This is a genomic window from Sinomicrobium soli (assembly GCF_003285545.1).
Taxonomy (GTDB): Bacteria; Bacteroidota; Bacteroidia; order Flavobacteriales; family Flavobacteriaceae; genus Sinomicrobium.
The window spans coordinates 151,746-173,693 of sequence record NZ_QLNV01000004.1; the positions used below are offsets into that span (position 1 = coordinate 151,746).

The window sequence follows — 21,948 nt, forward strand, 5'->3', positions numbered from 1 at the left end:
GTGTTTTAGGATTTAATTTTTTTTATGAGAATACTTATAACTGCAATACTGGTACTCTTATCGGCAGGATTGAGGGCTCAGACGAAGGTAGGGGGTATTGTCGTGGATGAATCGGGAGCCCCGGTTTCCTTCGCCAATGTGTTTTTTAAAGATTCTTCGGAAGGGACCATAACCAATGATGACGGAAGGTTCTACCTGGAATCTCCGAACACTCATGCTACGCTTGTGGTGTCTTTTGTGGGGTTTACCACCCGTGAGATTGCCCTGGATAAAAAAGTGACATACGACCTGAAAGTGGAGCTGAGTGAAGGTGAACAGCTGAAGGAGGTGGTGGTCTTTGTGGGTAAACAGTCGAAGAAGAACAACCCCGCCGTGGATCTCCTGAGAAAGGTACTGGAGCGAAAACGGAAGAACGGGGTAAAGGGCTTTGATCAGTATCGCTATGACAAGTATGAAAAGGTGGAGTTTGACCTTAATACCATAGACAGCAGCCTTATGGAAAGCAAACTCTTCAAGGGGATGGAGTTTATTTTCGAACAGATGGACACCTCCCGGATCACGGGTAAGACCTATCTCCCCATCTTTATCAACGAGTCGTTCTACAAAGTGCATGGCGACAATAAAATGGGAAAGGAAAAACAGAAGCTTGTGGGGAACAAGAATTCGGGCTTCAGTACCAACCAGAACCTGATCTCGTTTGTACAGGATCTCTATTCCGATTACGATATCTACAAGAGCTATATCAAGTTTTTCGACAAGAGCTTCGTGAGCCCCATCTCCAGGGTGGGTATCGATACCTATAATTACGCCCTGGCCGATAGTGCTTATGTCGATGACAAATGGTGCTATAACATCATTTATTATCCGAGACGGAAGAACGAACTCACCTTTAAGGGTGATTTCTGGGTAAGTGACACCACCTATGCCATTAAGAAAATCAACCTGCAGCTCACCAAGAGTGCCAATATCAACTGGGTGAAGGAGGTTTATATAGAACAGGAGTTCGATGTGCTTAACGACTCGGTCTTCCTGCTTACCAGGGATTATATGATGAGTGATTTCAGCCTGAGGAAAAAAGAGGAGTCGCGGGGGATATACGGCAAGCGTACCACGGTGTATGACAATTACGTTTTTGACGAGGAGCAACCGAGATCGTTCTACAACGAGGAGGTAGACCGTTTTGACGAACAGGTTTACGAACGGGATGACGCGTTCTGGAAAGAAAACCGGCTCGAGGCATTGAATAAAAATGAATCGGGCATATACCGCATGCTGGATACCCTGAAAACGGTGCCCAAGTTCAAGCGGCTCTACAGTTTGGGGGAGATACTGGCTTCCGGTTATGTCGAGATCGATAAATGGGATCTGGACTACGGCCCCATTTTTTCCACATTCGGATATAACGATGCCGAAGGTGTACGGATAAGGGGAGGGGGGCGAACCTATTTTGGTCCCAATGACATGTGGCGCCTGGAGGGGTTCGGGGCCTATGGTTTCAAGGATAAGAAATTCAAGTACGGGATTTCGGCCAAATGGCTGCTCAACAGGGAGCATCGCCTGATCGTATCTGCCGGAAACCGCAGGGATGTGGAGCAGATAGGGGTGAGCCTCACTCCCAGTAATGATGTATTGGGCAGGAGCTATGCGTCGTCCTCGGTATTTACGGTGGGGTCTAATGACAAGCTTACGGATATCAACCTGACCACGGCCGATGTGGAAATGGAACCTGCAAAAAACTTCCGGTTTAAGGTGGGTGCGTCTTTCAGGACGCTCAAATCTGCATTGCCGGAAGCCTTTAGTCTGGATTATGTGGATCCCGATGCGGCTTCCGGGGTGTCGTCTCAGGTAAAACAGATGGAAATCAACACTTCCCTGGAATATACACCGGGCAGGAAAACCACGGGTTACGGGGTGGAAAGACGGGATGTGAATGATGAATACGCACGACTCTTTATTAATTACGGCAAAGGGGTCAGCGGTTTTCTGGAGAGCGATTTCGACTATGAGAAAATACAGTTCTATTTCAGGAAACCCTGGAGTGTGGGAGGGTTCGGCCGGCTTTACACTACTGTGGAAGCGGGGAAGACTTTCGGGGAAGTACCCCTGGGGCTGCTGAGCGTGGTGCCCGGAAACCAGACCTATTTTTCCATTTTCAACACCTTTCCCAACCTCGATTTCTACGAGTTTGTTACCGATACTTATGTCTCCATGCACCTGGAACACAATTTTAACGGACGTATCTTTGCCCGTATCCCGCTGATCCGGAAACTGAACCTCAGGGAGATCGTCGGGGTCCGCGGGGTATGGGGGGAACTGTCGGATGAAAATATCGCACTGAGCCAGCCCTCGAATATGGTGCTGAAAGCCCCTTCTGAAAAAGTGTACTGGGAGTATTCTTTCGGAATAGGGAATATCTTTAAGGTGTTCCGTATCGATTTTAATTTCAGGGGTAATTATCTCAACGAGCCGGATGCGCGCAGATTTGCGGTAACAGGTACTTTCGGGTTCTATTTTTAGGATGGTACTACTCCCGTCCGTTAAAAACAGATTTATATTGTGTTTTACGTTCATGTTGCGTATTTTTGCGCCCTCTTAACACATTTTATAAGCTATGAGCGCAGCCAAATTAAAGTCTTTCGACGTTTTGATAGAAATCCCGAAGGGGAGCAGAAACAAATATGAATACGATTTTAAACTGAAAAAGGTCCGTTATGACAGGATGATATTTTCATCCATGCATTACCCGGCAGATTACGGGTTTATTCCCGAAACCCTGGCACTGGACAAGGACCCGCTGGATGTGCTGGTGCTGGTTACCGAACCTACCTTTCCCGGATGTGTTATGGAAGTCAAACCGATAGGCGTTTTTCACATGGCAGACGAGAAAGGACCGGATGAGAAGATCATATGTGTACCGGTATCCGATCCTATATGGAACAAGCTTACCGATCTTAAGGACATGAACCCCCACCAGATCAAGGAAATCGAACATTTCTTCCAGGTGTATAAGGATCTGGAAGAAAAGAAAGTAGATGTAGGCGGCTGGGGAGATGTACACGAAGCATACGATATTATAGATGCCTGCCTGGACCGTTTCGAGGCGCTTCAGAACAAGGAGGAAGGGCTGTATAGTATTGGGTAAACAGAATAATATTTAAAACAAAAAGCAGCGAGAGTGTGATGTCAGCATTTTCGCTGCTTTTTGTTTTTATACCTGCTGTTTTTGAAGCAGGGGCCCGTGTTTTGTTTTTCTCCTTTTGGAGTGTGCCCGGTACCGGTTGTTTTTTGCCTTTTTCTTTCTGCCTTTCCAGATAAGAAAACCGGTTACCGGTGAAGAGGCTGCGACAAGGCATATGAGAAAGGCCAGTATTTTGGTCGGATAACCGTAGATACTGCCTATGTGAACCGGGTAAACAAGACGTCTGATCTTATCTCCGGTCGAGAGTTCCCGGTACAACGTTGTCTTCAGTCGTTGTCCCGAATGCATGTCAAAGTATGCCATGTCCCGGACATTGGGTATCCCGGCCTCGAGGCTTTCTTTCAGGACGAGGATGCTCCGGTCTCCCCCGGGAACAATGAGACGGATATCACCTTTATAGCTGAAAAGGCTATCTGTTTCCTTTAACATGGATTCGTAGAAGAACTCCTTTTTACTTTCGGTACTTTTTGTCGCCCTGTTCTTTACGAGATGCACGGGCTTGGAGGCTCCGTCTGCAAGATAATACATCAGGTTTTCGTACCAGTCATAAGACCATATGAGCCCGGTTAAAGCGGTGATGAGCAGGAATAAAGCACTGTAAAACCCGAACACCGAATGAAGGTCCCAGTTTAGTCTTTTAAAAGAGGCATTCCATTTAATGGTCAGTCTTTGTTTCAGGTTTTTAAGCCTTAACGGCCACCACAATATGATACCGCTGATGAGTAGCACGACAAAGACCAGGCACGAAATACCGGTTATGGCCTTGCCCGTATCGCCCATTAGCAGGTACCGGTGCAGTTCGGTGACGATAGTGAAAAAACGTTTCTTGTAAAAAGTATCTTTCAGGATGGCCCCGGAATAGGGGTCGGCCGAGATCACAAGACGCTGCCCGTCTTTATCTGTCAGGTGTATCAGGATGCTCCTTCCGGGATCGTCGAATATGTAAAGGTTTGTAAGTACGGATCCGGGATGTCTGCTCCGGGCTTCTTCTGTCAGGATATCTGCCGGTAACTTTCGGGAAGCGATCTGCGGAACCTTATAGTAAGGTGGGTCGAAAAAGGGACCCAGTTCCTTTTCGAAAACAAGTATGCTTCCGCTGAGTGCCATTATAAAAACCACCAGGCCGGAGGCTAACCCCAGCCATAAGTGGATGGTTTTTATATAAGGTTTCAGCCATTTCATTCAGAACGAGTATCCTACGGTTAAAAGCCAGTTCCTGGGGGTTCCGGGGAATAGACGGATGTAGTCATATCCTCCGACCCAGTGGGTTTTGTCGGTAAGGTTGTTCAGGTTGAGCTGTAAGGTGAATTTGTTTACGGTATAGTAAAGGGCCGCATTGAGCAGGGTGTATCCCGGAATAGTCTGTGCACTGTTTTGCTGAAGTACTCTTTCGGTGACAAAGTTGGTGCCGAAACCTGCACCCAGCCCGTTGAACCGGCCGTGATCGATATTGTACCTGGTCCACAGGTTTCCCTGGTGTTTCGGGGTGTTCGGCTTTTGAATACCGCTGTGGTTACCCTCGGCATCCTTTACGATCTCAGCCTCGATAAAAGAATAGGAAGCGCTAAGACTCCAGTGGGGGAGTATACGGCCGTTGAGGTCGATCTCCACTCCTCGTGAACGGTCTTTTCCGATTTGCTGTAACACATCGGTGCCGGGCTGTGCATATAGTGTATTCTTCTGTTCTATCTGGTATAAGGCCAGTGTGGCGTCGAGTTTGCCGTTGAACCAGGACGACTTTCCGCCGAACTCGATCATATTGCTTTCCAGCGGATCAAAGGGCCCTCCCAGGTTGGGGTCCATGTTGGAGGCTGTCTGGGGTTCAAATCCCTGGACATAGGTGCCGTAGAGATTAATATTGTCCGTCACTGAATAAGTAACCCCAATCCTCGGCAGAAATGCTTCCTGGTGTATGCTGTTCTCATCCGGAGTATCGTAACTTAGTTTATCCGTGTAGTAATCGTAGCGAAGGCCCACCAGTATTTTCAACTTTTCCCAGCTGATCTGGTCCTGCAGGTAAACGCCATGAGAGTTGTACAGTTCCGGGCCGTATGACCGCACTGTATAGACATAATTGTTCATGTCTTTTAACTGTTGGGATGCCACGGGATCGGTGAGATCAAAATGTGCGACATTGGGTATGGGGTTGCCGTCGGGGCCAAAACGAAAATCCTGGGGGTTGTCTTTGTCATAGGCCCTGGTCCCTCCGTCTGTAGTGAGGTAGCCATTCGCCTGTAACTGCGATCCGCCACGGGGTATTTCCTGTTGGGCGTAATCGTATCCTGCAATAAGATTGTGGTCCAGGACTCCTGTTTGTGCCTTGTAGTTGAAGAAAGCGGAGAGATTGTCTATAAACCTCTTGCGTTTGCGCTGGAATACCTGCATGGCTATCTGGTCGGGTATCTCCCGGCCCAGGCTGTCTACGGCATACTGATTGGCTCCCCGGTGTTCCAGAAGGTCTTCATTGTACCCGGTGCGTATATAGGATGCGGAGAAAGACAGCTGGTCTGTAAACCGGTGGTTCAGCGCTATGGTAACGATATAAGTCTCTTCGTTAAGGTAGTCGTTGGTAGCGCTTAATGACCGCGATATGGAAGTGGAGTAGAGGTCGTCCTTGAAAGTGGACTGCCCGCGGTCTAAGCGGCTTTTCGAACTGTTGTAGATAAGGTCGAAGTTCACCCTGGTCCTGTCTGTGGGCAGGAAAGATATTGAAGGTGCTATGACCAGGTTTTTATCAAATTGCAGGTCCCGGAAGCTGTTGGCGTCTTCATATCCTATATTGAGACGGTACAGCAATGACTTGTCTTTGGTCAAAGGTCCCGTAAAATCTCCCAGGGCCCGGAGCGTATTAAAGCTTCCGGTGGAAAAACTTACGGAATTGCGTACCTCGTCCAGGGGCTTTTTGGTGACCCGGTTAATAACACCGCCAGGCGAGGCGTTTCCGAAGAGGGCGGAGGAGGGCCCTTTTAATACTTCCACACGTTCGAGATAATTGGCCAGGGGCTGTTTCCAGAAACCGGTGGAGGTCCGCATACCGTTGAGCAGTTGTGTGTTACTGCCCCCATTGATACGGTATCCTCTTATGATGAGGTCGTCGTAGAATGTGTTCTGGTTAACGCCGCTGAAGTTTTTTACAATATCACCGACCCGCATCACACCCTGGTCGGCAATGAGTTCCTTGGTGGCATAGGAAACGGCCTGGGGAAGGTCTTTCAGGGCGATCTCTGTTTTGGCCCCGATAAAGGAGGTGGTGTTTTTATAGCTTTTTTCTTTTCGCCCTATTACTTCAACGGTTTGCAGGGCAGTGACGTTTTCTGTCATCTGGACATCGAGCTCCAATAATTCTCCCGGATTGATCCGGAGCTGTCTTTTTTCGGTATTATACCCCACTTGGGAGATCACTACCGTGTAATTGCCGGGAGGAATTCCGGATAATGTGAAGCTGCCGTTTTCATTGGCCGGGGTACCGCGTTTCAGTTCTTTGATATACACATTGGCAAATGCGGCTGCTTCACCGGGAGTATTAGTGATCTTTCCGCTTAGGGTAGCGGTCTGCTGTGCGTGAACAAGACTGTATGAGAACAGTATGATCATGCAGGTAATACCATATTTCATCGTTAGGAGGTCTTTTAGTTATAGCTGCGAATTTATAGTATTATTTTTATTTAGAATAAATAAATTTATATGTTTTTTAAAAGGATTGTCAACCGTGGACAGGCGATAAGAAGCAGTCGGAAAGAGGGTGTTTGAAAAAGTATATTGTACGGGAATTTAAGGTGAGGTTATTTTATATTTTGTACCTGCATTTTATTAATTATTTAAAAAGTGCCGGAATAGTGATTTTTCTTTTATTAAATTTATGATCGTAATATTTATAAAAACCAACAGTATATTATGGAAACAAATATGATTTTCTTACCGGTAATTATGGCTTTTATCGGTCTTGTCTTCATGATCAGCAAGGCGATGTGGGTGAAAAAGCAGGATGCTGGTGATGAAAAAATGCAGTCTATTTCAGGAAGTATCAAGGATGGTGCCCTGGCTTTTTTAAACGCCGAGTACCGGCTTCTGATGGTATTTGTCATTCTGGCGGCTATAGCTTTGGGAGTTATAGCCTTTTTTGTGCCGACTACCCACTGGGTGATTATCGTCGCCTTTGTGTTCGGAGCCTTTTTTTCCGCCCTTGCGGGCAATATAGGGATGCGTATTGCTACGGAGAGCAATGTGCGTACCACCCAAGCTGCCCGAAACAGCCTGCCGAAAGCACTTAAGGTGTCGTTTTCCGGGGGTACCGTTATGGGATTGGGGGTTGCCGGACTGGCTGTTCTCGGGCTCTCCCTTTTCTTTTTTGTGTTTACGAAAATGTTCCTGGTCGGGGTACAGGATTTTTATACGGAGATGACCATTGTCCTGGAAGCGCTTGCAGGGTTTTCCCTGGGAGCGGAATCCATTGCTCTTTTTGCCCGGGTAGGCGGTGGGATCTACACCAAGGCAGCCGATGTGGGAGCCGACCTGGTGGGAAAGGTGGAAGCGGGAATCCCGGAAGACGATCCGCGGAACCCGGCAACCATAGCCGATAATGTAGGCGACAATGTAGGTGATGTTGCCGGAATGGGGGCCGACCTGTTCGGGTCGTATGTGGCCACGGTACTGGCATCCATGGTACTGGGGAATTACGTGATTCGCGAAATGACGGAAGTGAACGGCAGTTTTACCGATGCTTTCGGAGGCATGGGCCCCATACTGTTGCCGATAATGATCGCAGGGGTAGGCATTATCGCTTCCATCATAGGGACGTTCTTTGTGAGGATAAGCAGTAATGAAGCCCGTGAACCACAGGTGCAGAGGGCCCTGAATACGGGAAACTGGCTGGCCATTCTGCTAACCGTAGTGGCCTGTTATTTTCTTATTGGCTGGATGCTGCCCGACACACTGCATATGAAATTTTTCGGGGAAGGGTTTAAGGAAGTATCGGCAAACCGCGTATTCTTTGCTACCCTGATAGGGCTTGCGGTAGGAGGGCTGATCTCCTATTTTACGGAGTATTATACCGGCCTGGGGAAAAAGCCGGTGCTCCATATCGTGCACAATTCCTCTACAGGAGCCGCTACCAATATTATCGCAGGGCTTGCTACGGGGATGAAATCTACCTTTTCGTCGGTTTTGCTTTTTGCCCTTGCTATCTGGGGTTCCTATACCCTGGCCGGGTTTTACGGGGTAGCTATAGCAGCCTCGGCCATGATGGCCACGACCGCCATGCAGCTGGCCATAGATGCTTTCGGCCCTATTGCGGACAATGCCGGCGGGGTTGCCGAGATGAGCGAGCTTCCGGAGGATGTTCGCGGACGTACGGACATTCTCGATTCGGTGGGCAATACTACTGCGGCCGTGGGTAAGGGGTTTGCCATAGCCTCTGCCGCCCTGACCGCCCTGGCGCTGTTTGCGGCTTATGTGACCTTTACGGGAATAGACGGGATCAATATTTTTAAGGCCGATGTACTGGCCGCCCTTTTTATAGGAGGCATGGTTCCTGTTATTTTTTCGGCCCTGGCCATGCAGAGTGTGGGTAAGGCCGCCATGGAAATGGTCAGGGAGGTCCGAAGGCAGTTCAGGGAGATCCCGGGAATTATGGAAGGTACGGGAAAACCCGATTACGGGCGTTGTGTGGATATATCCACCAGGGCAGCACTCCGGGAAATGATATTGCCGGGAGCGATCGCCATTCTGTCTCCCGTAGCCATCGGTTTTGTCATGGGTGCGGAGGCCCTGGGCAGCTATATGGCCGGCGTAGCCGTTTCGGGAGTGGTATGGGCCATCTTTCAGAATAATGCAGGCGGGGCCTGGGACAATGCGAAAAAGTCTTTCGAAGCGGGGGTAGAGATAGAAGGAACCATGACCTATAAGGGATCGGATGCCCATAAGGCAGCGGTTACCGGGGATACCGTGGGTGATCCTTTTAAGGACACTTCAGGTCCCTCCATGAACATCCTTATAAAACTTACCTGCCTGGTGGGGCTGGTCATAGCGCCGATACTTGGGGGGCATACGGCTTCCGGCGGACTTTCTTCCGCAGCAGACCGGGATGACCGTACACCCGGGACAGAAAAAATAGTGGTCTCAGAAGTACAGGAAACCGAAAAGGAAGGGAAGGACGCGGTCTATATGGCAGAGTACGGAAAATGTAAGAAAGAGAAAGATAAAGGAGGGTATTAAAAAAGATATCCCTGATATAAAACTGCCACCCCTTACTGAAAGAGGTGGCAGTTTTTTTGTTTTATCTGTCCTGCAGGTTGAGGGCTATAACTGGTTAACCTCCGGGTTTTTTCCGGGTTTTCTTGGCATGGTCCTGAAAATATGGTCCCATAACGGGGAGGATACCCCGAAGGCCCGGTCCGGTTCCCTGTAATGATGAATGGAGTGGTGGTACCACAGTACTTTCAGGAAATTATTGGGGACCTTAAAGGCGTGAACCGAATAATGTACGCCGAGGTAAGCCGTATACCCCATAAGGAACCCGGCCAGAAAACCGAAGACATAATCTCCCATAACAGCCCGGTATATGACAAAAAATACCGTGGCGATGATCAAACTGAGCAGGGGGGGCATGGCCAGACGGGATTTGTCCTTCGGATAGTCGTGGTGCACACCGTGCATGGTATACGCTACCTTTTTCCGCTTTTCCGAAGTGGCCGGCATATGGTACAGGTAGCGGTGCATCAGGTATTCTACAAAGGTAAAGAAAATGAGCCCTGCCAGGAAGAGCAGGATCATTTCCGGAACATGAAATCCCTTCTCCACAATACCGTAATAGATCAGTACCGCTGCAATTACCGTAAATATGATCAGGGGCAGGGATATATGGGTATGTGTCAGTTTTTCCAGAAAGGGATTGTCAAACAGCTTTGGTGACCCCTTGTGCTTTGGTCGTTTGTGTTTTGTTGCTTCCATAGACATAAGTATTAGAGTGTAAGGGGGCATACATACCGGTCTGCTGCCGGGGCCTCATGAGAAACAAGCGTTTTTTTCCCGGGCCTGCGATCAGAACAATCCGTTCAGCTCCCCGTCTATTTTTTCAATAACATGCCCCAGATCTTCGGGCTTATCTACAAAATTAAGCTTATCTACGTCAATAATCAAAAATTTTCCCTTTGAGTATTGATGGGCCCATGCTTCGTACCGTTCGTTCAGCCTGCTGAGGTAGTCGATAGAGATGGAATTTTCGTATTCCCTTCCCCTTTTGTGTATCTGGTTTACAAGGTTCGGGATCGAACTCCTCAGGTAAATAAGCAGGTCGGGAGCCTGTACGAGGTTTTCCATGAGTTCGAACAGGGCGAGGTAATTTTCAAAATCCCGGTTTGTCATGAGCCCCATGGCGTGCAGGTTGGGGGCGAAAATATAGGCATCTTCGTAGATGGTCCTGTCCTGTATGATGGTCTTGCCGCTTTCCCTGATCTGTAATATCTGGCTGAACCTGCTGTTGAGAAAGTAGATCTGAAGATTGAAACTCCAGCGCTCCATCTGGTTGTAAAAATCATCCAGGTACGGATTGTCTACAACATCCTCGAACTGGGGTTCCCACCTGAAATGCCTGGCGAGCAGCCTGGTCAATGTTGTTTTTCCGGCACCAATGTTCCCGGCTATGGCGATATGCATAATTAAACGGATTGAGTAATGAATATTTTTCAAAGGTAAAGATACAGGTTATAGAGGTTCGGATAAAATATTTTTTAAGGGGATTCGTTCAGGTCAGGATTCCCCGGGAATCAGGGGCCGTTTTGTGACCTCCTGCCGCGGGGTGGAGCAGGTCTTTCTCCGGCCGGTAAAAAAACAGGCCATGCTATTGTAAAATTGTTAACTTTGATAATCAACCAATTAAAACAGAAATTATGAAGATATTAAAAGCGATACTGATCGTGCTGGTCGTACTGATAGCCCTGCCGCTTATTGCTGCGGTGTTTGTAAAAAAGGATTATGCCGTGGAGCGGGAGGTTACCGTTGATAAACCCGTGAAGGAAGTCTTTGAGTATGTAAAATACCTTAAGAACCAGGATGATTACAGCAAATGGGCGTCGATGGACCCCGATATGGAAACGAGCTATAGCGGAACGGATGGCACGGAAGGGTTTGTATCTGCATGGAGCAGTACCAGGGATGATGTGGGGTCCGGCGAACAGGAGATTGTGAAGATCACGGAAGGGGAGCGAATAGATTACGAACTCCGTTTTTTTGAACCATTTGAATCTGTTTCACCTGCTTATATGACCACAGGGGCTGTTTCCGACGGGCAGACCAGGGTGGCGTGGGGGATTGAAGGACATATGAATTACCCGATGAACCTGATGTTGCTGTTTATGGATTTTGACAGTATTATGGGGGCCGATCTGCAAACCGGGCTGGACCGCCTGGAAGAAATTCTGGAGTCGCGGAAATCTGTAGCCCCGGGGAGTAAGGAGTATTTGCTGGGCTATTTACAACAAACCGTCGATACCCTGAAAGGAAGTGTGTCTGCTCTGAGCGAAACCCAGTTGCAGTTCAGCCCGGCGAAAGACAGATGGTCTGTAAGCCAGTGCCTGGAACATATTGTGATCACGGAGAACATGCTTTTCGGAATGGTCCTGGAGCAATTGAAAAAACCTGTCGTATCCGGTGAGGAGGAGAAGGATGAAACGATGAAATTAAGCGATGAGGAACTCATCGCGGCCATAAAGGACCGCAGCCAAAAGGCAGAAGCCCCGGCGGAACTGCAGGGAGAAGGTAAATACAATAGCCCCGGGGATGCTATCCGCGACCTGGAAGCGGGGCGCAAGGCGGTTCAGGACTATATAGAAAATACTTCTGTTGAAGCGTTACGCGACCATATACTCGAATTTCCTTTCGGGAAAGTAGATGGCTATCAGGCCCTGTTGTTCGTCCCCGCACATACCGCAAGACATACCCTTCAGATAGAAGAGGTAAAGGCAGATCCCGGATTTCCGGAGGATTAAAACAGGCGCCTGTTATCAAAATCCCATGAACACACCTGTACTATTTATATGTTCCCTGTGCATGATAAAGAGTTAAAATCACTTTAAAATAGACGATTTAAAAGAGTTGCCTGAAATTTCGATAATAACAACGGTTATTTTTCGTGGTTATAGCCAATGGTAAACCTGGTGATAATTACATTTTATAAAACATTATTTTTTAATTCGTAATTTGATATTATCTTTGTCTTATGGAAATAGAAGTTTAAACGATGCGTATAGTAACCTATAAAAGAATAAGGGAGTTTATAGAAGTACATGCAGATAGCGAAAACCCTTTGAACTTTTGGTATCATATTGTAGCGGCAAAGAACTGGGGTGATATCAACGATTTAAAGCAGGACTTTAATAGCGTTGATTATGTGGGAAACCACCGTTTTGTATTTAATATCAAAGGAAACGATTACAGGCTGGTTGCCATTATTTCGTTCAATGCTAAAAAGGTTTACATACGGTTTATAGGTACGCACCCGGAATACGACAAGATTAAGGACATTAAAAATATTTAGCAATGATACAGACAGAAAAGGAATATAATGCCATTGTTGAACGTATGGAAGAACTTTTACAGAACCCCGACAATATCGAAAACCAGGATGCCAAAGGGTATGTAGAGCTTAATCTGTTATCCGGCCTTGTGGCAGATTATGAGGAGCACTATTATCCGGTCAAAAAACCTTCATTGGTTGAGGTTGTCAAATTGCGAATGGCTGAAATGGGGTTGAACCAGAAACGTCTATCCGAACTTTTAGGTGTTAGTACATCAAGAGTAAGCGAGTACCTGAATGGCAAAAGTGAACCTACTTTAAAAGTGGCAAGGGATATCAGTGTTAAGCTTGGTATTGATGCTTCCATTGTTTTAGGGGTTTAAAAATGCTTGCCATATTATGACCATGCATGTCCCTTCAGGTGTTGACTAAACAGTATCGTGAGTTTGTAAACGACGAGATGGCAGGAAGTCGGGAGTCCGAAGTCAGAAGCTCAAAGTTTGATTCAAACCTGCAACTAACAACTAATAAACTAAATGAAATTTGAAAAGTAAAAACAGGTTTTCAGGAAAATAAAACAAAAAAACCCTAAGCGATTGATCTTCTCACGCTTAGGGTTTCTAAGTGGTGGTGCCTCCAGGAATCGAACCAGGGACACAAGGATTTTCAGTCCTTTGCTCTACCAACTGAGCTAAGGCACCAGCTGCTTTATTGCGGGTGCAAATATAGGGGCAAAATTAATTTTTCCAAAACAAAATATGAAAAAAAAGTCTTTTGTAACTTTACACTTTTGTGTTTGAATATGACTATAGCTGTAGATGCCGGAAATACTTTTGTAAAAGTAGCTGTTTTTCAGTCGGGTACCATGGTGGAGTGTGAGAAGTTCCGGAAGGCATTTTTTTTTGAGAAAATTTCCGGCCTCCTGAAAAGGTACAGGGGGATTACCGATATGGTGGTCGCATCGGTATCGGATATCGATGAAGATGCCCTGCATGCCCTGAAGGTAAAAGTGAGAGTTCATGTCCTGGACGGATGCTCCAGGCTTCCCTTTGAAAACCTTTATACCACCCCGAAGACACTCGGGGCCGACAGGATAGCGCTTATGGCGGCGGCCTGTAAGGTATACCCCGGCAAAAACACGCTGGTCATCGATTCGGGAACCTGTATTACCTATGATTTCCTGGATGCCCGTAACCGGTACCTCGGAGGAGCCATTTCGCCGGGAATAAGGATGCGTTACAGGGCCCTGCACTCATTTACGGCAAGGTTGCCCCTGCTCGATATCATGGAGCTGGATGATTTTATTGGAGATTCCACTGCAACCTCTATGGCATCGGGGGTGCTCAATGGCGTTGTAAATGAAATAGATGGGGTTATCGGGCAATACCGGGAAAGATTTCAGAATTTAACAGTTATTTTAACGGGCGGTGACCTCGATTTTTTGTCAGAACAATTAAAAAGTAGCATATTTGCCAATCCGAATTTCCTCCTGGAAGGGTTAAATTATATTTTGGAACTCAATAAGAACCCATGATTAGAAAGATATTTATTGTTTTGTTTGCCTGTATTTCCGGTAGTATTTATGCGCAAAGAGGGTCGTCGTCTCCCTATTCCTTTTACGGCATCGGAGACCAGAGATTCAAAGGTACTGCCGAGAACCGCTCTATGGGAGGGCTTACCATCTACTCAGACAGCATACACCTCAACCTGAACAATCCTGCTGCTTACGGTGACCTGCAGCTTACCACCTATACCGGGGGGGGCTCCTATACCGGGCTTACCTTAAAGAACCGTACACAAAAAGAGAGTTCTTCCAATGCCTATCTCGATTACCTGGCACTCGGGTTTCCGGTTATCCGGGGAAAACTGGGAGTGGGCTTCGGGCTTATGCCATATACCTCTGTGGGGTACAACCTGGTACAGTCTGCGGAAACCATGAGGGATGAGTTTACCGGAGAGGGAGGGGCCAACAGGGTGTTCCTTTCCGCAGGATACCGGATTACCGATAATTTCAGTGTGGGAGCTACGGTGAATTACGATTTCGGACAGTTGGAAACCCATTATTACAGGATATTACAGGACATAGAACGCCCTACCTATGAAGACAACACCTCCGAACTATCCGGGTTTAACGTAAACCTGGCGCTCAATTACAGAAAAACGCTGAATAATGATCTTACCGTACGGGGAGCACTGATGTATTCGCCCGAGACCACGTTGTCCAGTGAGAATACCAGGATACTGTCGGTGATCGCGAGAAATTCCCAGGGCCAGGTCATTGCAGGCGAGACCCGCGATGTGGACCTGGACGCTCTTGGCCTCAGGAATGTAGACCTGAAGATGCCCCAGAGTGCTTCGGTAGGAGTAGGAATAGGAAAGGAGAGAAAATGGTTTGCAGGGGCGGAATACGAACGTAAGAATACCAGCGTTTTCAGTAATCCCTTTATAAAGGTTGATGGTGTGGGGTACCAGGATGCCAGTCGTTTTTCCGCGGGAGGTTTTTTTATTCCTGAGTACAGCTCTTTTACAAGTTACTGGAAAAGAATTGTTTACAGGGCCGGTTTGCGTTATGAGGAAACAGGGCTTATGGTGAAAGATGTGCCTCTGAACGACTTTGGCATATCTTTTGGACTGGGATTACCGATGGGAGCCGCGATACCTACCACCAATTCCCTGCAATATGCCGGGATGTTCTCCAATATAAATATAGGTGTTGAACTGGGAAGGAGAGGTACCGTGACCAACAACCGCATTCAGGAGGAATATGTGAAAGTAAGTGTGAGTTTGTCCCTGAATGATAAGTGGTTCGTAAAGAGGAGATATGATTAACTGTACATATTATTTAGTATAAAAACACAATGATGAAAAAGAAAGGAATATTGTTTTTGGCGGGCTTGATAGGGATCTCGGGTACCGCATTTTCGCAGGCCCAGAACCCGGAATGTATGACAAATCTTTCCGTGTTCGGAGAGCATGCCAAGGTGAAGAACTACGATGCGGCTTATGAACCCTGGAAGATGGTGTTCGACAATTGCCCGGAACTTCACCCGGCAACCTATGTATACGGGGAGCGTATCCTCAAAGATAAGATAGGGAAGTCTGAAGGAGCGGAACAGGAGGAACTCGTAAATACGCTGATGTCGATGTATGACAAGGAACTGGAATATTTCCCGAAGCGCTACAGCAAGGCCAATGTGCTGGCCAAGAAGGCATTGCTGATGTACGACCAGAAGACGGCAGAAGGTTCGGAGATCTTTGCCGTTCTGGACGATGCCTTTCAGAACGACCGGGCCAACTTCAGCAATCCCAAGGCACTCTATCTCTATTTTTCACTGATGGTGGATGAATACGATGCCGGGAATAAGGACCTTCAACAGGTTTTTGATACCTATGATGCGGTAAACGAGCGAATTGATGAAGAGATGGCAGACCTCTCCAAGGTGCTGGACGAATATGTAGCCAAGGAAGAGGCGGGAGAAACCCTGGATGCCAAGAGTAAACAGAGTTTCAGTAATGCTAAGATCAATACCGAATCTTACGGTAAGATCAGCAGTAGTATAGATGCCAAACTCGGAGATCTTGCAGACTGTGAAAACCTTATTCCGCTGCTGGAGAAAAATTTTGAAGCTAAAAAGAACGACGCCCAGTGGTTGAGGCGTTCGGCAGGGCGTATGGACGGTAAAGACTGTTCCGACGATCCTATGTTTATAAAACTCGTAGAGGCCCTTCACCAGGTAGAGCCGTCATCCAGGTCGGCGTATTACCTCGGGGTACTGAACGACAAGAAAGGGAATTCGGCAGAAGCCCTGAAATACTATAACGAATCGGTAAGCCTGGAAACGGATACCTATAAAAAAGCCAATACGCTGTTTAAGATCGGGGTTAAATACAAAAATGCCGGTCAGAAAACCACGGCTTATAAATACTTTAAGCAGGTACTTGATGTACAGCCTTCCAACGGTAAGGCCTACCTGCAGATCGCGGCCCTGTATGCCGGTAGCGCAAACGAATGTGGTGCTACTCCTTTTGAAAAAAGGGCGGTATACTGGAAAGCTGCCCAGATGGCCCGTAAGGCCGGACAGGTAGATCCTTCGGTAAAATCCCATGCTGCCCAGACTGCAGCGAGCTACGAAGGAAGGGCTCCCGGCAAACAGGATATATTCAGCAGCGGGATGGCCGGAAAGACCATTCAGTTTAATTGCTGGATCGGAGGGAGCATTACGGTGCCGAACATTTGATAAGGATGTGTAACAGGCATAAACATATTTTCAGAGACATTGTCACAGTACTTGCTGTGGCAATGTTTTTTTCATGCGGTTCCAACTTTGAGGATGTGCGTAAACTGAATGTGCAGGAGCGTTTTCCGGTAGGGATTGCAGAAGATTATCGCCTGATATACACCGATTCTGCCAAAATCAAGGTCGCCCTAACCAGTCCCATCAGCAAGGATTTTTCTAACCAGGAGTTTCCCTTCCAGGAATTTCCGGAAGGGCTGCAGGTGGAGTTCTACGACGACGAAAAGAATAAAAGTACGGTAACCGCCGATTACGGTATTATTTACCAGGCTACCAAGATGGCCGACCTGCAGGGCAATGTGGTGGTGCATACCCACGACGGCAAGAAACTGGAAACCCCGCAGTTGTACTGGGACCAGTTGAACAAATGGGTGTTTACGAGTGAGCGATTCACCTATACCAACCCGGAAGACGGTACGCTGATGAATGGTACCGGGATCGAGTTCAGTCAGGATTTTGAAGAAGGACAGCGCTATATAAAGGCATATCACGTCGATGGTTACCGCGATGTGAATATGGAAGAGGAAGAAAACGGCTCCGGGGCACAACAAGCAGACAGCATACGGGAGCAGTCCGGGACATGATCACCGGAAAACCGGCATAACAACTACTTTGTGTATATTTGCACAGGACCGTGTATGTTTTATACACCACCCGGATATCTCCGGGAAGAATTTGAAAATAAAATATGAAGTATCTCAGGTTTACAGAAATCATATATCCCGTAGTGGCGGTAATTTCGCTTATCGAGGCCATAAGAAGCTGGAGTGTTGACCGGAACAGGGCATATCTGCTTCTTTTTTTTGCCGCAGTTTCCGTGGGGATGTTCTTTTTAAGAAGGTATTACCGGAGGAAATTTGATCAGCGTCGCAATGGCGGACGTTAAACACCGGCTCATCCGGGTATTTTTACCTTTATGGATTATTCCGTTATCATCATTATAGTATCCTTGCTGCTCTCGGCTTTTTTTTCGGGGATGGAAATAGCATATGTGTCCTCAAACAAGATACATATAGAGATCGAGAAAAAGCAGGAAGGCTGGCTGGCGGCTGTTCTTACCCGGCTTACGGCAAAACCTTCCAAGTTTATCGCTACCATGCTCGTAGGCAACAATATCGCGTTGGTGATATACGGGTTTTATATGGGCGAACGCATTGTAGGGTACCTCTACCCGGATTACCTCGGGGTGGAAGAACTGCCGTTGCGTATTATTTTTGTACAGACACTTATATCTACCCTGGTTATTCTGATCACGGGAGAATTTCTGCCTAAAGTGCTTTTCCAGGTATTTGCCAACAGGCTGCTCAAGTTCTTCGCTTTGCCGGCTTACGGGTTTTACCTTCTTTTCTCGTTTATTTCGGAACTGGTGATACGGTTTTCGGACTTTGTACTCCGGGTAATTTTCAAGACCAGCGGAGATGAAGTGAACCTGAGTTTCAGTAAGGTGGAGCTCGGCGATTATATTTCGGAACAGATGGAAACGGTAGAGGATGAGGACGAAATGGATTCCGAGATACAGATATTTCAGAATGCGCTGGAATTCTCTGAAGTAAAGGCCAGGGAGGTCATGGTGCCCCGTACCGAGATCGTAGCCGTTGAGCTGCATGAAGCCCCGAAGAACCTTATCCGTATATTTACCGAAACGGGATATTCCAAACTGCTGATATACAAGGGTACTGTTGATAATATAATAGGCTATGTGCACTCTTTTGAACTGTTTAAAAAGCCCGGGAGCATCAAGGGGATCATGCTGCCTGTAGAATATGTGCCCGAAACCATGCTTATTAATGATATCCTGGGAATACTTACCAAAAAGAGAAAGAGTATGGCGGTGGTCCTGGACGAGTACGGGGGGACCTCGGGGATACTTACGGTAGAAGATATTGTGGAGGAACTGTTCGGGGAAATCGAGGATGAGCACGATTCTACCGATCTGCACGAAGAACAGCTGGGGGAGGGCGAATTTAAGTTCTCTGCCCGGTTTGAGGTAGATTATCTCAATGAGGAATACAGGCTGGACCTGCCAGAAAGTGAGAATTACGAGACCCTGGGGGGGCTTATTGTCAATCATATCGGGGAAATACCGGAGAAGGGCGAGGAAGTGGTCATTAAGCAATACCGTTTTACCATACTGGAAGTGAGCAGTACCAAAATAGACCTGGTACATCTGCATGTGCTGGATCACGATGAGTAGCGGGAAATTACCCTTTTTGACGGTCTTGTGGTATTCCGCAATGGGGGAATTTGTGATAAGGCAAGCAGCTTGCCTTCATAAAAAAGGGATACGGTTTTAATTATTGTAAAAAAATGGTATTTTCGCAAACTCAATTTTATAACTTTAACGACAAATGGCAGTTCTTGAAAAAATAAGAAAGCGTTCACTGATCCTGATCCTGGTTATCGGTCTTGCCTTATTTTCTTTTGTTATTTCAGACCTTTTCAGGAATGGAGGAGGAATGAATAACTTTACGTCTTCAATAGGTGAGGTCAACGGGACAGCGCTGTCCCGGGCCGAATTTGCGGATGAAGTGGAGTATTTTTCCCGTCAGTACGGGGAAAGGGCCTCTACTGTACAGGTAGTGAACCAGGTGTGGGAAAGGCAGGTGCAGGGTACTCTGCTGGATGAACAATGCGAAGCTCTGGGGATCAATATCGAGAAAGATCAGATTATCAATGTGGTTAAGGCCAATCCGGCTTTTGCCCAGGACTCTACCTTTTTAAATGATGCGGGCCTCTTTGATGAAGATAAGTTTGTCGAGTTTATCGCCGATCTCAGGCTGAATAACCCTGCGGCTTATGAACAGTGGAAACTGCAGGAAGATGCCCTGATCAAATCTGCCAGGGAACAGACCTATTTCAACCTTATAAGAGCAGGTGTCGGGGCTACCCTGAAAGAAGGGGAGCTGGCCTATAAACTTGAAAACGACAAAGTGGATATCAGGTATGTAAAAGTGCCGTATAATACCATTCCGGATAGCCTGGTCAGTGTCTCAGACAGTGAAATACAAAAATATATCGACCAGCACAAGGAGGAATACAAGGATGAAGCATCACGCGATATTCAGTATGTTTATTTTGAGGAAAAACCCTCTGATGAAGATGAGAAGGAAATAAAAGACGGCATTACAGCCTTGCTGAACGGCAGGGTCGAATACAATAGTGCAACAGATACCAACGACACCCTTCCCGGGTTTTCCGCGGTGGAGAACGTGGCAGATTTTGTCAATGCCAATTCCGACATTCCTTTCGATACGACCTATGTAGCCAAGAGTGCGCTGCCGGCTTCCCTGGCCGATACGCTTTTTAACCTCGGAGTAGGCCAGGTATACGGGCCGTATAAAGATGGTGACCATTATAAATTGTCCAGAATGCTCGGTAAAAAAGCGGGAGGAAGTGTAAAAGCGAGCCATGTCCTGATCGCTTATGAAGGGGCAATGCGGGCTAATCCGCAGGTGAGCAGGACCAGGGAAGAAGCAGAAGCGAAGGCGAAGGAGATACTGGGCGAAGCCCGGAAAAGCGGAACGGATTTTGCACAACTCGCCAGGGAGAACTCGGATGGTCCTACGGCATCAAGGGGAGGAGATCTCGGGTATTTTACCGAAGGATCGATGGTCCCGCCCTTTAACGACTTTGTCTTTGCCAATGAAGCAGGAAAGATAGGAATGGTGGAAACCGATTTCGGATTTCATGTCATCAAGATAGAAGATAAGCAGGATGTGGTTCAGATTGCTACCATAGCAAGAAAGGTGGAGCCCTCCCAGAATACGGTCAATAACCTGTTTACCGAAGCTACAAGGTTTGAAATGGAAGCTACGGACGGAAATTTTACCGACGTGGCAAAGGAAATGAAATTTCAGGTACGTCCGGTGAATAACCTTAAGGCCATGGACGAACTCTTACCGGGAATAGGGAGACAGCGGTCGGTAGTGCAATGGGCCTTTAACAATGACACCGGAGCCGGGGACATCAAGCGTTTTGATGTGGCATCGGGATATATCGTGGCACAGCTTACCAACAAGCGTAAAGCCGGTGTCGCCAAGGCCAAGGACGTAGCCGCACTGGTGAGGCCGATACTCCGTAAACAGAAGAAAGCACAGAAAATCAAGGAGGACAGCAACACTTCTTCTCTCGACGATTTTGCCAGCTCCAACAGTGTAAACGTAGCTACGGCTACCGGGCTCAATATGAAAACCCCCACCATATCCGGTGCGGGACGTGAACCCAAGGTGGTAGGTGCGGCATTTGCCCTTGATGAAGGAGCTACTTCAGGAGTGATAGAAGGAAGAGACGGTGCGTATATGGTAACCGTGACCAAAAAGACTGAAGCTGCTGCACAGGAAAATTATGCTACGTATACCAATACCTTGAAAACTACAAACAGGAATACCGTAAACGGCCGGGTGCTTTCCGCCCTGGAAGAGGCTGCGGAGATCAAGGATAACAGGGCTCTCTTCTATTGATAAAGGATAGAAAGGAGGGTTTTAGGTTGCAGGTTTAGTTGATGACAATGCCTGTCATTCAGAACGCAGCGCAGCGGAGTGAAGAATCTCCGCTCCAGCCCAAAGGAACTTCAACAGCATAACGGAGAGCCCGGAGATTCCTCCCCGACCGAAAAGGCCGGGACAGGCTCTATCGTCGGAATGACAATATCCCTGTCATTCAGACCGTAGGGAAGAATCTCCGCCCCGGCATAAAGGAGCTTCAACAGCACAACGGCAAAAAAGAGATTTAACTGCGTTGAGCCCTTCGGGGTTCTCCTTTCCCGATGCTCGGGACAGGCTGTCGGGATGACAAAGCCATTACAAACATAGGATGACAATGCCTGTCATTCAGAGCGGAGCGCAGCGGAGGGAACCCGCCTGTCCGGCCGGCAGGGAATCTCCAACCCAGACCAAAGAACCTTCAACAGCATAACGGAGAGCCCGGAGATTCCTCCCCTGCGG

General features: G+C 47.5%; 17 protein-coding genes and 1 tRNA gene. 13 read left to right on the plus strand and 5 right to left on the minus strand.

Translation table 11 applies throughout. The features are described 5' to 3' along the window. Positions 1 to 24: 24 nt before the first annotated feature. Positions 25 to 2,517: a DUF5686 and carboxypeptidase-like regulatory domain-containing protein gene (locus DN748_RS06325; protein WP_112370941.1), complete on the plus strand. Its 2,493-nt coding sequence runs from the start codon at positions 25 to 27 to the stop codon at positions 2,515 to 2,517. A 94-nt stretch (positions 2,518 to 2,611) separates the two neighbouring features. After that, the gene (locus tag DN748_RS06330) at positions 2,612 to 3,142 is read left to right on the plus strand and encodes an inorganic diphosphatase (protein ID WP_112370942.1); all 531 of its coding nucleotides are present in this window, start codon (positions 2,612 to 2,614) and stop codon (positions 3,140 to 3,142) included. A 66-nt stretch (positions 3,143 to 3,208) separates the two neighbouring features. Here the strand turns inward: DN748_RS06330 and DN748_RS06335 are convergent, their stop codons facing one another. Then, the gene (locus DN748_RS06335) at positions 3,209 to 4,381 is read right to left on the minus strand and encodes a PepSY-associated TM helix domain-containing protein (RefSeq protein WP_112370943.1); all 1,173 of its coding nucleotides are present in this window, start codon (positions 4,379 to 4,381) and stop codon (positions 3,209 to 3,211) included. Next, positions 4,382 to 6,814: a TonB-dependent receptor gene (locus DN748_RS06340; RefSeq protein ID WP_112370944.1), complete on the minus strand. Its 2,433-nt coding sequence runs from the start codon at positions 6,812 to 6,814 to the stop codon at positions 4,382 to 4,384. It abuts the gene before it with no gap. Between the two features lie 279 nt (positions 6,815 to 7,093). Between DN748_RS06340 and DN748_RS06345 the strand changes: the two genes are divergently transcribed. Next, a complete protein-coding gene (locus DN748_RS06345) occupies positions 7,094 to 9,412 on the plus strand; it encodes a sodium-translocating pyrophosphatase (RefSeq protein WP_112370945.1) in 2,319 nt (772 codons plus the stop codon). A gap of 84 nt (positions 9,413 to 9,496) precedes the next feature. Here the strand turns inward: DN748_RS06345 and DN748_RS06350 are convergent, their stop codons facing one another. Beyond that, complete coding sequence (locus DN748_RS06350) at positions 9,497 to 10,147, minus strand: sterol desaturase family protein (protein ID WP_236636804.1); 651 nt, start codon at positions 10,145 to 10,147, stop codon at positions 9,497 to 9,499. Between the two features lie 90 nt (positions 10,148 to 10,237). Next, positions 10,238 to 10,876: a deoxynucleoside kinase gene (locus DN748_RS06355; protein ID WP_262511152.1), complete on the minus strand. Its 639-nt coding sequence runs from the start codon at positions 10,874 to 10,876 to the stop codon at positions 10,238 to 10,240. Positions 10,877 to 11,085: 209 nt separating this feature from the next. On the opposite strand from DN748_RS06355, the gene DN748_RS19050 reads away from it, so the two are divergent. The 3 genes from DN748_RS19050 (at position 11,086) to DN748_RS06370 (ending at position 13,093) form a co-directional block, all read left to right on the plus strand. After that, positions 11,086 to 12,183: a DinB family protein gene (locus DN748_RS19050; RefSeq protein ID WP_161554490.1), complete on the plus strand. Its 1,098-nt coding sequence runs from the start codon at positions 11,086 to 11,088 to the stop codon at positions 12,181 to 12,183. Between the two features lie 251 nt (positions 12,184 to 12,434). Next, complete coding sequence (locus DN748_RS06365; protein WP_112370948.1) at positions 12,435 to 12,731, plus strand: type II toxin-antitoxin system HigB family toxin; 297 nt, start codon at positions 12,435 to 12,437, stop codon at positions 12,729 to 12,731. Between the two features lie 2 nt (positions 12,732 to 12,733). Then, a complete protein-coding gene (locus tag DN748_RS06370; RefSeq protein ID WP_112370949.1) occupies positions 12,734 to 13,093 on the plus strand; it encodes a helix-turn-helix domain-containing protein in 360 nt (119 codons plus the stop codon). Positions 13,094 to 13,335: 242 nt separating this feature from the next. Here DN748_RS06370 and DN748_RS06375 read toward each other — a convergent pair. Then, a tRNA-Phe gene (locus tag DN748_RS06375) sits at positions 13,336 to 13,411 on the minus strand. A gap of 101 nt (positions 13,412 to 13,512) precedes the next feature. On the opposite strand from DN748_RS06375, the gene DN748_RS06380 reads away from it, so the two are divergent. The 7 genes from DN748_RS06380 (at position 13,513) to DN748_RS06410 (ending at position 21,465) form a co-directional block, all read left to right on the plus strand. Then, positions 13,513 to 14,244 carry a type III pantothenate kinase gene (locus DN748_RS06380; RefSeq protein WP_112370950.1) on the plus strand — a complete coding sequence of 244 codons (732 nt, stop codon included), beginning with the start codon at positions 13,513 to 13,515 and terminating at the stop codon, positions 14,242 to 14,244. Continuing rightward, positions 14,241 to 15,539 carry a hypothetical protein gene (locus DN748_RS06385; protein WP_112370951.1) on the plus strand — a complete coding sequence of 433 codons (1,299 nt, stop codon included), beginning with the start codon at positions 14,241 to 14,243 and terminating at the stop codon, positions 15,537 to 15,539. Before DN748_RS06380 ends, DN748_RS06385 begins: the two co-directional genes overlap by 4 nt. Before the next feature lie 29 nt (positions 15,540 to 15,568). After that, positions 15,569 to 16,948, plus strand: coding sequence for a hypothetical protein (locus DN748_RS06390; protein WP_317047406.1), 1,380 nt, complete (start codon positions 15,569 to 15,571; stop codon positions 16,946 to 16,948). 5 nt (positions 16,949 to 16,953) lie between these two features. Continuing rightward, entirely contained in the window at positions 16,954 to 17,589 is a 636-nt protein-coding gene (gene lptC, locus DN748_RS06395; protein WP_112370953.1) for an LPS export ABC transporter periplasmic protein LptC, read from the plus strand. 104 nt (positions 17,590 to 17,693) lie between these two features. Then, positions 17,694 to 17,891: a hypothetical protein gene (locus DN748_RS06400; RefSeq protein ID WP_112370954.1), complete on the plus strand. Its 198-nt coding sequence runs from the start codon at positions 17,694 to 17,696 to the stop codon at positions 17,889 to 17,891. A gap of 30 nt (positions 17,892 to 17,921) precedes the next feature. After that, positions 17,922 to 19,199 (plus strand): hemolysin family protein, encoded by a 1,278-nt coding sequence (locus tag DN748_RS06405; protein WP_112370955.1) that lies wholly within the window; start codon positions 17,922 to 17,924, stop codon positions 19,197 to 19,199. Between the two features lie 154 nt (positions 19,200 to 19,353). Continuing rightward, positions 19,354 to 21,465 carry a peptidylprolyl isomerase gene (locus DN748_RS06410; protein ID WP_112370956.1) on the plus strand — a complete coding sequence of 704 codons (2,112 nt, stop codon included), beginning with the start codon at positions 19,354 to 19,356 and terminating at the stop codon, positions 21,463 to 21,465. The last annotated feature ends 483 nt before the right edge of the window (positions 21,466 to 21,948 follow it).

Bases quoted from the DNA above. Each gene is read 5' to 3' on its own strand.
- DN748_RS06325 (WP_112370941.1), top strand. From the start codon at position 25: ATGAGAATACTTATAACTGCAATACTGGTACTCTTATCGGCAGGATTG.
- DN748_RS06330 (WP_112370942.1), top strand. From the start codon at position 2,612: ATGAGCGCAGCCAAATTAAAGTCTTTCGACGTTTTGATAGAAATCCCG.
- DN748_RS06335 (WP_112370943.1), bottom strand. From the start codon at position 4,381: ATGAAATGGCTGAAACCTTATATAAAAACCATCCACTTATGGCTGGGG.
- DN748_RS06340 (WP_112370944.1), bottom strand. From the start codon at position 6,814: ATGAAATATGGTATTACCTGCATGATCATACTGTTCTCATACAGTCTT.
- DN748_RS06345 (WP_112370945.1), top strand. From the start codon at position 7,094: ATGGAAACAAATATGATTTTCTTACCGGTAATTATGGCTTTTATCGGT.
- DN748_RS06350 (WP_236636804.1), bottom strand. From the start codon at position 10,147: ATGGAAGCAACAAAACACAAACGACCAAAGCACAAGGGGTCACCAAAG.
- DN748_RS19050 (WP_161554490.1), top strand. From the start codon at position 11,086: ATGAAGATATTAAAAGCGATACTGATCGTGCTGGTCGTACTGATAGCC.
- DN748_RS06365 (WP_112370948.1), top strand. From the start codon at position 12,435: ATGCGTATAGTAACCTATAAAAGAATAAGGGAGTTTATAGAAGTACAT.
- DN748_RS06370 (WP_112370949.1), top strand. From the start codon at position 12,734: ATGATACAGACAGAAAAGGAATATAATGCCATTGTTGAACGTATGGAA.
- DN748_RS06380 (WP_112370950.1), top strand. From the start codon at position 13,513: ATGACTATAGCTGTAGATGCCGGAAATACTTTTGTAAAAGTAGCTGTT.
- DN748_RS06385 (WP_112370951.1), top strand. From the start codon at position 14,241: ATGATTAGAAAGATATTTATTGTTTTGTTTGCCTGTATTTCCGGTAGT.
- DN748_RS06390 (WP_317047406.1), top strand. From the start codon at position 15,569: ATGATGAAAAAGAAAGGAATATTGTTTTTGGCGGGCTTGATAGGGATC.
- lptC (WP_112370953.1), top strand. From the start codon at position 16,954: ATGTGTAACAGGCATAAACATATTTTCAGAGACATTGTCACAGTACTT.
- DN748_RS06400 (WP_112370954.1), top strand. From the start codon at position 17,694: ATGAAGTATCTCAGGTTTACAGAAATCATATATCCCGTAGTGGCGGTA.
- DN748_RS06405 (WP_112370955.1), top strand. From the start codon at position 17,922: ATGGATTATTCCGTTATCATCATTATAGTATCCTTGCTGCTCTCGGCT.
- DN748_RS06410 (WP_112370956.1), top strand. From the start codon at position 19,354: ATGGCAGTTCTTGAAAAAATAAGAAAGCGTTCACTGATCCTGATCCTG.